The sequence below is a fragment of the Roseburia sp. CLA-AA-H209 genome, assembly GCF_020687575.1.
Taxonomy (GTDB): Bacteria; Bacillota; Clostridia; order Lachnospirales; family Lachnospiraceae; genus Roseburia_C; species Roseburia_C amylophila.
The window spans coordinates 115,848-128,383 of the sequence record NZ_JAJEQU010000003.1 but is presented as its reverse complement, the minus strand read 5'-3'; the positions used below and the strand labels follow the sequence as shown (position 1 = coordinate 128,383).

The following is a 12,536-nucleotide window of genomic DNA, read 5'->3' as shown; positions in this document are numbered from 1 at the left end:
TTCTAGTTCTCCAGACTGTCTTTCATTTTTGCTAACATTCCTGATTTCTTTAAAGGAATGGTAATAATCATTGCAATAATGGTTCCGCCACAGGTACTGATTAAGAATGGTACTACAAAAGTAAATAATGCAGCTGCTGTATTTCCCATTACCAAATAAGCAACCGGATAAGAAAGCATTCCACCGATAATTCCGGTTCCTACTACCTCACCGATATATGCAAATGGGAGTTTCTTTCCATATTTATAAAGGAGTCCGCCAAGAAGTGCTCCACACATACTTCCCGGAAATGCCAGTGGACTTCCCAATGCTAAAAGGTTACGGATTAAGGATGCAATAAATGCCTGGGCAAGTCCCCACCAAGGTCCTACCAGAACAGCACACAGTACGTTTACAAGATGCTGTACCGGGGCACATTTTGAGCCGAATACCGGAAATGAAAACAGGCTTCCTACGACTGCGATTGCTGCAAAAATTGCGGTTACGGTTAATTTCTTTAAGTTTGATTTGTGATTCATTTTGTCCTCTCTTCTGTTCCCATCCGAGAGGATGGGAACCTCTTAGTTTTTCTTTACTGCTTCTGCAACTTTTTCCACAATCACGCAGAGAATGACGGTAACCACCATATCCGGAAGTGTATTTCCAACCGGAGTATCAATGTGCATCAGCACACGGTAAAGCACAAATCCGATAAGCCAGACACCAAGATTACGCCACTGAAATGCCATGTCTTTTGCATTGGCTTTCTTTAAAATAAAGTAATCTGCAATCTGTACGGCAATCATCGGAGCAAAGACAGAACCGATAAGATATAAGAAATTTGTAATGTTATCCATTGGATATACAATTGCTGCAACAGTTCCGATTACCGTTACAATAATTGCTGCCCATTTCTCATTGATTTTCTCAGAAATGGATACACTGGAAACACCTGCAGAATAAGCATCCAAGAAAGTCGTTGTTACTGTTGAGAAAATGATAATCACAAGTCCTACGATACCAAATCCGGTCTTTAACATAATCTGTGCAATATCATATTCACCGGTAATAAGTGCTGCACCCATACCAATGACATACATGAAAATACTGACCAGACTGTATACAACAACGCTGACTGCGGTTGCTGCAAATGGTTTTTCTGCTTCTCTTGTATAATCACTGATTAATGGCAGCCAGGAAAGTGGCATTGCTACCGCAAGCTCTACGGCTGCGCCAAAGGTAAGGCTTCCATCATCCACGATTGCCGGAATGGCTCCATTTCCAATAAAAATCACTTTAAACAATACCAGTGACAGGATAAATAATGCGGTCATTGCAACGGTATTGAGCTTTCCAAGATTGGTAAGTCCAATCAGAATCCAAAGGATAATGAGGACTCCGATAATGGCTGCCCAGAACCAGTTTGCTACCGGAATGACACCATTGGCTGCCAGTGCGCCATCATAAATCATTATGGCTGTCCATCCTACCAGCTGCAATACATTCAACGCTGCAAAAAGAAGGCTTCCCTTCTCTCCAAAGCTCATTTTTACGGTTTCCATGGCACTTCTTCGTTCTCTTGCACCAATCATCCCTGCTGCAAACATCATCAGTCCACCAATTAAGTGTCCTAATAAGATAGCTGCCATGGCTTTTCCAAATCCAAGCGGTGCAAAATATGTTCCGGTTAAAATTTCAGCAATGGATACGCCGGCTCCAAACCAGATTAATCCGTTACTGAATACAGATGTCTTCTTCTCATTCATTGGTATATTCTCCTTCTATTGCAAATGCGTGATTCATCGGGCCGCTTCCCTTTCCAAGATCCAACATGGCTGCCAGTGCGCCGGATATGTAATTCTTTGCGTACTGCACGGATGTTTCCAGGCTGCGTCCCTTGGCAAGATTAGATGCTATGGCAGATGATAAAGTACAACCGGTTCCGTGGGTGTTTGGATTGTCAATTCTCTTTCCATGGAACCATACCGGCTCTTTGTCCTTCTGCCAGAGCAAATCATTGGCATCATTTAACTGATGTCCGCCTTTTAACAGCACGGCACAACCAAAGGTTTTACAAATGATTTCTGCTGCTTTTTCCATACCTGCTTCTGTCTTTATCTCCATACCGGAAAGTACTTCCGCTTCCGGGATATTTGGGGTTATAACAGTTGCCAGAGGCAATAATTTAGTTTTCAATGTACCGATAGCGTCATCGCTGATGAGTTTTGCTCCGCTGGTCGCTACCATAACAGGATCCACGACTACATTTTTTGCGTGGTACGCTGTCAGTTTGTCCGCAATTGTCTCTATCAGAGCACTGGAAGAGACCATTCCGGTCTTCACTGCATCCGGATATATATCCGTAAAAATACGATCCAGCTCCTCTGCCAAAAATTCTGGAGTTACCTCCATAATGTCTGTTACGCCGGTTGTATTCTGGGCAGTAAGTGCCGTGATCGCACTCATGGCGTATACGCCATTGGCGGTCATCGTCTTAATATCTGCCTGGATGCCGGCGCCTCCACTGGAATCACTTCCAGCGATTGTTAATGCTGTGTTCATACATTTGTCTCCTTTGCATTAATTTTGTATAGCGACCTAAGGTGGTGCCCCCAATCTGCCGCTGAATTGTTCAGATGAATCATTTTCTGATACGGGCTTCGGCTTGTCCTGAAATACCTTCTTTGACTATAAGAGGCTCTAGGATTTCCCGGAAGTATATCTTTTTTCCGGCAAACGGCGAAAAGTCGCATCCTTGCTCCATTCCGCCTCGCCGGCACATCCATGATGCCGGCGTTGCCTGTTGCATAAGGGAAATCCAATAGCCTCTAACAGCCAAAGAAATGGTATTATCAGAACAACCCGAATCCCTTATTCACAAAAATCATCATCTGCACTTTATATAAGTAAGACTTTTTTATGTCCTATCTTATTCATGATTTTTTACTACCATATTCACTTTTTGCAACAGTTCTTTCGTTCCCTCTTCGATGTCCTCACATGCGAAGATTCCACTTACAACTGCTGCTCCTGCAATTTCGCATCCTTTTAATTTCAGGATGTTATCATGGTTGATGCCGCCAATTGCGACCACGGGGATGGTGACGCTCTGACAGATTTCCTGCAGCAGGGTTAGTTCCATCGGCTTTGCATCAGTCTTGGTGCTGCTGCCAAATACGGCTCCGCTTCCTAAGTAATCTGCACCGGCTTTTTCTGCTGCTTGTGCCTGTTCTATTGTTTTCGCAGTCACTCCGATGATTTTATCTGTTCCAAGAATTTTTCTTGCACGGGTCAGCTCCATATCGGACTGCCCCACATGCACGCCATCGGCTCCTATCCTTTCTGCCAGTTCCACATTATCATTGATGATCAATGGTACCCTATAACGGTGGCAGAGTTCCAAAAGGCTTCTGCCTTCTGCTTCAAATTCCGGCTCAGATAATTCTTTTTCCCGAAGCTGCACTAAAGTAACTCCGCCCTTCAATGCTTTTTCTACCTGCTCATATAAGGTCTCTCCCTTAAGCCAGCTACGGTCGGTAACGGCATAAAGAAGAAGCTGTTCTCTTGTAATATTCATATGTGATTTCTCCTCACTACCTGCAAAAACAAAAGTGCAGGACCTCTGTAAAAAAGATTCCTGCACACTAAGTAATCGCACCTGCGTTTCGTTATCTCCCTACGTTGGCATTATCCAAATCAGGTTCTGGGTTAAAGCTTCTGCTTACTCTCAGCCCGCCTGTGCGAGCACCCCGTTTTTCAACGATTTTCATTATACACATTCCCCACAAAAAAGCAAGCTATGTTTTCCATAAAATACCTTGAAAACCACAAAAAAATGGCTTAGAATTAAATCAGCTTATTATATCATTGTGCGAAAGAGAAGGATTAAGAATATCTATGAATTATGATGAAAATGTTTTTAAAGCCAAGGCCAATATCAAAGCCCGCAGAATCTGGCTTATATTTTCCCTGCTGCTGACCGCTAACTATGGTGCCGATATGTCCAACGGTCTCTATCCATCGAAGCAGTATCTCTATTTTGTTCTGCTCTGCTGGATTCCATTTTTTATTGGAGAATTATTTCTAAAAATCAAAGGCAAAACTACTGACATCTATCGCTATATACTGGTACTTGGTTACGGTATCTTTTATACTTATCTTTTATGTACCACAGCATCCCCAATTGCATTTACCTACATTCTGCCGGTAACCAGTCTTTTAATTATTTTTAAAGACCGGAAATTCATGCTGCAGTGCGGTATTGCAAATACTATCAGCGTAGTAATCAGTATTATTTACCGCTATATGGTATTAAGCTGCACCACTGCTGCTGACGTAAAGAATTATCAGCTGCAGATATCCTGCCTGATTCTGTGCTATATCTGTTATATCATGTCCATCCGCCATTTAAATGAGGCTGACGGTGCACTGACAGACAGTATCAAGGATGATTTACATCGTGTGGTAAATACCGTAGAAAAGGTGAAAACCGCCAGCAATAACGTTATGGACGGTATCACCGTTGTCCGGGAACTGGCTAATGAAAATAAACACGGTTCTGACGTTGTCTTAAAAGGAATGAACAATCTGACCAACAACAATCAGGAATTACAGAACCGTACGACTTCTTCCCTTGATATGACAACTGACATCAATTCCCAGGTAGAACATGTCGGCTCCATGATTCAGGAAATGGTTTCTCTTACCAATGAATCCATTCATCATGCACAGGTCAGTTCTGCTGACTTGGAGAGTCTTGTTACAACTGCAGGAACCATGTCCAGACTTTCCAATGAAGTAGAACAGGTTCTGACAGAATTTACCTCTGAATTTGAAAAAGTAAAATCCGAAACCGGAACCATCGACAATATCTCCGGTCAGACCAATCTCCTTGCCTTAAATGCTTCCATTGAAGCTGCAAGAGCCGGAGAAGCAGGAAAAGGATTTGCTGTTGTTGCTGAGGAAATCCGTACCTTGAGCACTGAAACCAAGGCTTCTTCCAAACAGATCCAGGATGCGCTGATGCGTTTGGATGAAATCTCCGGCAAGATGACAAAATCCATTGAAGAGACCTTAAAACTTATTCAGCTTACTCTTGAGAAAGTCACACTGACAGGTGAAAACGTAAATAAAATTACCGCTGACTCATCTCAGATGGGTGAGCATATACAGGTCATTGACAATGCAATCAAAGAAGTGGAAACATCAAACCGCCAGTTAGTAGAAAATATGAAGTATATTTCTGAAATTGTCGATACCATGACACTCTGCATTCATGATTCTGATGATATCAGTCAGCGTATGGTAAGCAAATATGATGAAAGTGCTAACAATATTAACAGCATAGAAAATGAAATCCAGGCGTTGATGTGCAAGCTTGGAATCGGCGGCTTCATGGGTATTGAGGATATCAATCCTGGTATGAAAGCAACCATCCGCCTGACGAAAAACCCCGACCTTGTTTTCCATGGTGAAGTTCTGAAACAGTATTCCAACCAGATTATACTTTCTCTGGAAGAAAAGATTTCTCTTCGTAACAGCGAATCCTGTTCCATCCAGATTACTGTTGGAAATGTACTATACTGCTGGGATAATGCTTCCATCCATGTAGATAAAACAACCTCTGATTTCGTCGTAGAAATCACCGGCAGTCCAAATATTTTAAACCGACGGAAATATCCTCGTGCCGACCTTTCCAATTTCTGTAATATTACAGTTAAGAACACCGGAGAAACCTTCCAGGGACGTATGGAAAATATCAGTGCCAACGGATTTGCTTTCCTTTGCGATGCACCGTTCTTTGCAGATAGCAAAGGGACTGATATTCTCTTAAATATCCTTTCCTTTGATTTACCGGATCAGGCTACTTTGGAAGGTCATATTATCCGAAGTTCTGACGACGAAGGCATGTATATCGTCGGCTGCCAGATGCCGGAAGACAATATGGCAATTAAAGATTATGTAGAACAGTTGCTAGGATAAAAGAAAACTCATAGCAGATTCCACATGGAATTTACTATGAGTTTTTTTCTATAAGTTTTCTTTTCTGTCTGTATTTTATATTGCTGACCTCTGCCCTGACTTTCCAGAATCTTCTTTCAACGGCTCTGAATAAATGCTTCAATTTCCGATAAATCTTTGGAAATCAGCACCCGGTTAAAATCTTCTTTTGCTGCAAAGCCTGAGCTCTGCATTTCTTCGAAAAATGCTTTCAGTGGCTGATAGAAGCCATCAATATCATAAAGAATGCATGGATTCTCATTGATGTGAAGACGCTGCAGGGATATGATATCCGATAACTCGTCTAAGGTTCCCGGACCACCCGGCAGTGCGATGTAAGCATCTGCTAACTCTATCATTTTCGCTTTCCGCTCCGCCATATCTTTCGTATCTATGTACTCTGTCAAAAACTGGTGTCTGCGGTTTTGGATGGATTCCACCTGTGGCAGTACACCGATTACTTTTCCACCATTGGATAATACGGAATTGGCTATGGTTCCCATCAATCCGCCCCGGGCTCCACCGTATACCAGTGTGTGTCCGTTCTCTGCAATCCACATGCCAAGGGCTACTGCACCGATGGTATATGCTTCCTTACTTCCTGCGGATGAACCGCAATATACTGCTATATTCATATGCTCTCCTCTGCTACTTTTCCTGACGTTCTACTTCCATATTTTTAGGCAATACAAGATTCAAAATAATGGCAGTAAGGAATACAACTGCTACACAGTTTTCTGCAAAGATAGAACGGATAATTCCTGGGAAGATTGCAAATAAATCCGGCAGCTGGGTAAAGCCTAATCCGATACTTAAGGACAGTGCCGATATGGTAATATTTCTCTGGGAAAATCCACATTTTCCAATCATCTGCAGTCCACTGATTACGATAGTTCCGAACATCATAATTGTACATCCGCCCAGAACTGCACTTGGCAGTGTGGCAAGTACTGCACCTATTACCGGGAAAATTCCTGCCAGAATCATAATTATGGCCCCCGTTGCAATGACAAAACGGTTTACAACCTTGGTCATGGCAACCAGACCTACATTCTGGCTGAAGGATGTAATCGGCATACAGCCAAATACCGAAGATAATGCACTGACAAATCCATCACAGGCAAGTGAGCCCGCCGTCTCCTTCTGGGTAACATCACGGTTTAAGCCGGATGATGCCAGTGCCGAGGTATCTCCAATTGTCTCGGTTGCTGACACTAAGAATATCAAAACAAATGCGATAATAGCATCTGCATGAAATTCCATTTTAAATGGCATCAGATGCGGCAGTGCCAGAAGGCTTGTATCGGAAAGTGCTGAAAAATCTACCACACCCATACACAATGCCACAATATAACCTACAATCAGTCCAAACAGTACGGATAACTGTTTGAAATAGGATTTTGCTACAATATTAAATACGATACAGCATACCAGTGTCACAGTTCCAAGTATCCAGTTGGTTGCAGATCCGAAATCTGCACTGCTGCTGCCACCACCAAAGGAATCTGCGCCTACTTCAAGCAGGGAAAATCCAATTGCTGTTACAACGGTAGCTGCTACAATCGGTGTTACCAGTTTCATCCAGTATTTGGATAAAAGTCCAAGGACACCTTCTACGATACCTCCAACAAGAACCGCTCCCATGATTGCTCCATAGCCATACTGTCCGCCAATGACACAGGCAATGGATACAAAGGTAAAGGAAATTCCCATGACAATCGGAAGTCTCGAACCGATTCTCCAGATTGGGAATAACTGAATCAGTGTTCCGATTCCGGCAATCATCATTGCACTCTGAATAATCATTGCCGTATTCTTTGCATCCATTCCGCAGGCCCCTGCCACAATCAGAATCGGTGCAATATTGGCTACAAACATAGCTAAAATATGCTGCAAGCCAAATGGAATTGCATTTAAAACCGGCACTTTGCCATCCAGCGAATAAATATTATCTACGCTGGCTTTCTGACCTGCTGCCATACCATCTTTTGTGTTTTTTCTTTCTGAAAAACTCATTTTCTTTTTTCCTCCGTTATCTGTTTCCGCAATAGCATGCTCACTATCTTTTTTATCTTATGACGGAACAGAGGGGAGGTCAACTGCTTTTTACAATTTCCAGCCTGCTGCCTGAAGCTGTGTCTTTGCCATATGCCGGTAAACGCCATCCTTTGCTGTAAGTTCTTCCGGCGCACCCTCTTCGGCTACCACTCCATCTTTTAATACCACAATCTTATCTGCATCTGCCACTGTACGCATACGATGTGCAATAATCATAACCGTCTTATCCTGAATCAGCCGGGACAGTGCCTCCTGAATCAGTGTTTCATTATCTACGTCCAAGGATGCAGTTGCTTCATCTAAGAATATAATCGGCGCATCCTTTAAAAATGCTCTTGCAATAGAAATTCTCTGACGTTCTCCACCGGATAATTCAGAACCGTTTTCCCCAATCATGGTATGCCAGCCCTCCGGCAGTTTATCTGCAAATTCATCACAGTGTGCCAATTTTGCTGCCGCAATGACTTCCTCATCTGTTGCATCGGAACGTCCAATACGGATATTTTCCATAATCGTATTGTTAAAAAGTGTAACATCCTGAAAGACAATGGAATAAAGAGACATCAGTGTTTCCGGGTCAATCTTTGAAATGTCCATGCCGCCTACCGTAATCGTTCCCTTATTGATATCCCAGAATCTTGAGGCAAGTCTTGAGACCGTGGTCTTACCACCGCCGGATGGTCCGATTAATGCTGTGACTTCGCCCTGTTTTGCAGTAAAAGTAACATCTTTCAGCACACTTTCCTTACTGTTATAGGAAAATCCCACATGTGAAAATACAATATCATATCCATCATATTTCATCTCGGTGCTTCCACTCTGTACCGAATGGGATAAAATTTCATCCAGCCGCTCGCACTGCACATCCACACTGATTATGGCAGCAAGGTTCTGCAGGGAAATCTGCATCGGGTCATAAAGTCTTGATACCAGTAATAAGAACATAAAGAAAGTCAGTAAATCAATACTTCCTTTCGAAAGTAAAATTCCGCCAACCAGTGCTACCGTCGCAATTCCAAGCTTTAAAATCATCTGGGCACCGGATACAAAAACAGCATTTCCAAGTTCTGCCGCCACTGCATGTTTTTCTACTGCTTTAATTTTCTTCTCAAGTCCAGCCATATAATTTTCCTGTGCATCATTTGCCCGTAAATCCCGGACCGTCTCCAAGCATTCCTGAATGCCATCTGCGCAGGCCATTTTCAGTTTCATCTGTTTTCTGCTAAGATATCTTAAAAATTTTCCGGCACTCAGCACAATGAGGAATGATATCGGAAGTACCCACAGTGCAGCCAGTGCCATCCGCCAGTCAAAAAAGAATAAGCTGACAGCAATAATTGCGGTGGAAACACAGGCTCCAAAAAGCTCCGGAATATAGTGGGAGGATGCCGTTTCTATCGTGGCACAGTCCGCCATAATGGTGCTGGTCAAATCGGATAAATCCTTTTTGCCAAAGAAAGATAATGGAATCTTTCTTAATTTTTCTGCCAGCGTAATTCTTCGCACACCGCTTTCCACATAGGTGGCGAGGAAGGTGCAGTTATACTGGATATATGTTGTCACTGCAATCAGAAGCAGGCAGAGAATACTTCCAATCAGATAGAACATGCCTCTGCCGCTCAAATTATCGTTCAGATAATCCTCTACCAGAAAATACAGCAGCCCCACCGGAAACATCAACACAATATTGGAAACGGTTGCTGTCAGAAATGCCTTTATCATGTCATTTGTGCCCTGCTCTGATAGTGCATATTTATGTTGTAATTTTTCTTTCCAGCTCATGTTACGCACCTACCTTCCACTGTACCGATTTGTTGTATTCTTCCCACATATGGGCATATACACCATTTTTCTGAAGTAACGTCTCATGGGTCCCCTCTTCTGCAATACTGCCATCCTTTAAAACGCAAATCCGGTCTGCGTCTACAATAGAGGACAGACGATGGGCTATCATAATTACGGTCTTGCCCTTAGACAGTCTGGAAAACGCTTCCTGCACCTTTGCTTCATTATCCGGGTCTGCAAAGGCAGTTGCTTCATCAAGAATCAGAATCGGTGCATTCTTTAACATGGCTCTTGCAATGGAAAGCCGCTGGGCTTCTCCACCGGATACATAGGTTCCGCTGCTTCCGATTACTGTATCAATTCCATCTGGAAGTTTTGCAATGATATCTTCACACTGGGCTTCCTTTAACGCCTGCATGACTTCTTCCCTGGTTGCATCTTTCTTTCCCATGCGGACATTTTCCAAAATGGAAGTTTTTAATAATTTGCTATCCTGGAATACAAAAGATACCATATCCATTAACTGCTTGGAAGGAATTTCCTTCACATCCTTATTTCCTATCAGGATGCGTCCTTCCGTGATATCAAAGAATCGTGCCACAAGGCTTGCCAGCGTCGTCTTTCCGCCGCCGGACGGTCCTACAAATGCCACATGCTCGCCCTCTTTGATGGCAAGATTAATCTGATGCAGTGCATCTCTTCCGGCATCTTCATAACGGAAGGATACATTTTCAAAGGTAATGGAGTTGTTCTCCGGCTCCTGTGCATGGGCGGTTTCCGGTAACGGTTTCTTTTCTAAAATACTTTCGATACGGGAAATTGCATCTGCTACAATCAGCTGATTTTCACTGGAATACATAATTTTATTCATGGTCACAGTGATAATCGGCGTAATGATAATATAGAATAAAAGATTTAATAAAAAGGTATTATCGGCTCTATTTCGTGTGAAGAAAAAGGTTGCTGCAATCAGCACCGCAAATACCGCATTGATTGCTGTTGTATACACCGTCATTGGTATCCGCATTTCCTTCGTGTACGCAATCGTCCATTTTTCATATTTCCTGATAGAGGCCTGAAAGCGTTTGAATGAAAATACCGACTGTCCGAAAGTCTTTACTACCGGGATTCCACGGACATATTCCACTGCTTCGCTGGACATTTCGTCCAATGCATTCTGATATTCTTCCATCTTATCTTTCATACGCTGTCCGGTCATGGTTCCCATAATCAAAAATGCTGCCACCACAGGAATCAGACTCAAAAGACCAAGCCGGAAATCAAATACCATAAGCAATACCAAAAGACCTGCCGGTGTTGCGATGGCTCCTGCCTGATCCGGTAACTGGTGCGCCAGATAGGTCTCTGTTGCTGCGCTGGATTCATTGACGATTTTACGGATTTTGCCGGTTCCGTCTTTATCTAAAAATCCCATTGGCAGTGTCAGGATATGCCGCATCAGGCTGGTGCGGATATTTGCCTGGACGCGGAATGCTGCCAGATGGGAACACATCAGCGCGCACACATAAACCAGCATGGATAAAATGGCAAATCCAACGGCTGCCCAGCCATATTCTTTTAAATGAGCTGCTTTGCCAAAATCCGATGCCACAGAAAGTACTTCTTTCATAATTCTCCAGATGTAATAAAATGGTACCAAAGCCAGCCATGCGCTGATTACCGATAAAATCCAGGATGCTATGGTCAGATAGCGGAATTTACCGGCATAGGCAAAAAGCTTTGATAAGGAACTTTCCTTTTTCACTTTTTCTTCTCCTCCTTTAAAAATAATTGATTCTTTCTTCTTATTGAAACGAAAACTGTTTTAAAAACTGCTCCCGGTGTGCTGCTGCCACATATTTTCACAGCCAAGTGCCACCTCACTGTTGGTATTCAGGCAGAAGAACTGACTTTTGGGATTCTGGAATGCACCTTTTTGATATTTCCATCGTACAGTGTATCTAATGCAAATTAGTTTTGACTAACCTGTGTTTTTAAGAAAAGACTGCTTCCTGCTGTTACAAGATAAGCAGTCTTACTATCTTTTACACTTCGAATTTTAAAATGGTATTCCAGCCTGCATAGTTGAATTTTTCCAACATATGTATGTATTTCCGAGCTGTCTCCTTCTCCATCTTGTGGCGGACAACTTCAAACATGCTGTCAAATAATGCTCTGGTCATGATATGGATGAATTCTCCCGTCACTTCATTTTCCTCTTCATTCTGAAAATGAATAACCTCCATGAACTTGTAGGTATATTCTGCCTCTACTTCTGCCAACTGTTCTACAAAATTCTGGAACTTCGTTCCATAGGACGCCTCTAATAACAACTGAAATGCGGTAAAATTATCATAGATGTAATCCAACATTTCATCCATTCCGGATATTACATAGTCATCCATTTCTTTCGGCTGCCGCTCCGGCTCTACTGCATGAAATTCTTCCTGCGTCTTCACAAAAAGATTCATCATATACTCTGCCACCGGTCCTACAATTGCTGCAAACAGCCCTTCTTTGTCTTTAAATCTGGAATAAATAGAACCTGTAGTTGTTCCCGCTTTCGCCGCAATGGTGCGAAGCGATGCATCGGAATAACCCTTTTCTAAAAATTCTTCCGTTGCGCAGGAAAGTATTCTTTCCGATACGCCTTCGATTGGTTTAGTCACTGATGCCTCCGTTTCATTTATAACAGTGTTATATAACACTGTTAT

10 protein-coding genes are annotated in these 12,536 nt (G+C 42.8%); 1 reads left to right on the top strand and 9 read right to left on the bottom strand.

Translation table 11 applies throughout. The annotated features are described in order from the left end of the window. Positions 1-2 precede the first annotated feature (2 nt). The 4 genes from thiW to thiE all read right to left on the bottom strand — a co-directional run bounded on the left by thiW (position 3) and on the right by thiE (position 3,556). A complete protein-coding gene (thiW, locus tag LKD41_RS04335) occupies positions 3-518 on the bottom strand; it encodes an energy coupling factor transporter S component ThiW (RefSeq protein ID WP_022243897.1) in 516 nt (171 codons plus the stop codon). A 42-nt stretch (positions 519-560) separates the two neighbouring features. Continuing rightward, positions 561-1,745: a putative hydroxymethylpyrimidine transporter CytX gene (cytX, locus tag LKD41_RS04330; RefSeq protein ID WP_117698459.1), complete on the bottom strand. Its 1,185-nt coding sequence runs from the start codon at positions 1,743-1,745 to the stop codon at positions 561-563. Beyond that, a complete protein-coding gene (thiD, locus tag LKD41_RS04325; protein ID WP_227700499.1) occupies positions 1,738-2,541 on the bottom strand; it encodes a bifunctional hydroxymethylpyrimidine kinase/phosphomethylpyrimidine kinase in 804 nt (267 codons plus the stop codon). Before thiD ends, cytX begins: the two co-directional genes overlap by 8 nt. Before the next feature lie 367 nt (positions 2,542-2,908). Then, the gene (thiE, locus tag LKD41_RS04320; RefSeq protein WP_118177094.1) at positions 2,909-3,556 is read right to left on the bottom strand and encodes a thiamine phosphate synthase; all 648 of its coding nucleotides are present in this window, start codon (positions 3,554-3,556) and stop codon (positions 2,909-2,911) included. A 320-nt stretch (positions 3,557-3,876) separates the two neighbouring features. On the opposite strand from thiE, the gene LKD41_RS04315 reads away from it, so the two are divergent. After that, positions 3,877-5,961, top strand: coding sequence for a methyl-accepting chemotaxis protein (locus LKD41_RS04315; RefSeq protein WP_227700498.1), 2,085 nt, complete (start codon positions 3,877-3,879; stop codon positions 5,959-5,961). 116 nt (positions 5,962-6,077) lie between these two features. On the opposite strand, the gene LKD41_RS04310 is transcribed toward LKD41_RS04315, so the two are convergent. From LKD41_RS04310 to LKD41_RS04290, 5 genes are all read right to left on the bottom strand, one after another. Continuing rightward, positions 6,078-6,614 (bottom strand): TIGR00730 family Rossman fold protein, encoded by a 537-nt coding sequence (locus tag LKD41_RS04310; RefSeq protein WP_227700497.1) that lies wholly within the window; start codon positions 6,612-6,614, stop codon positions 6,078-6,080. 13 nt (positions 6,615-6,627) lie between these two features. Next, the gene (locus tag LKD41_RS04305; RefSeq protein ID WP_431978799.1) at positions 6,628-7,959 is read right to left on the bottom strand and encodes a uracil-xanthine permease family protein; all 1,332 of its coding nucleotides are present in this window, start codon (positions 7,957-7,959) and stop codon (positions 6,628-6,630) included. A gap of 126 nt (positions 7,960-8,085) precedes the next feature. Further along, positions 8,086-9,819 carry an ABC transporter ATP-binding protein gene (locus LKD41_RS04300; protein WP_227700495.1) on the bottom strand — a complete coding sequence of 578 codons (1,734 nt, stop codon included), beginning with the start codon at positions 9,817-9,819 and terminating at the stop codon, positions 8,086-8,088. A gap of 1 nt (position 9,820) precedes the next feature. Continuing rightward, positions 9,821-11,587, bottom strand: coding sequence for an ABC transporter ATP-binding protein (locus LKD41_RS04295; protein ID WP_227700494.1), 1,767 nt, complete (start codon positions 11,585-11,587; stop codon positions 9,821-9,823). Between the two features lie 280 nt (positions 11,588-11,867). Further along, positions 11,868-12,491 carry a TetR/AcrR family transcriptional regulator gene (locus tag LKD41_RS04290; protein ID WP_227700493.1) on the bottom strand — a complete coding sequence of 208 codons (624 nt, stop codon included), beginning with the start codon at positions 12,489-12,491 and terminating at the stop codon, positions 11,868-11,870. Between the last annotated feature and the right edge of the window lie 45 nt (positions 12,492-12,536).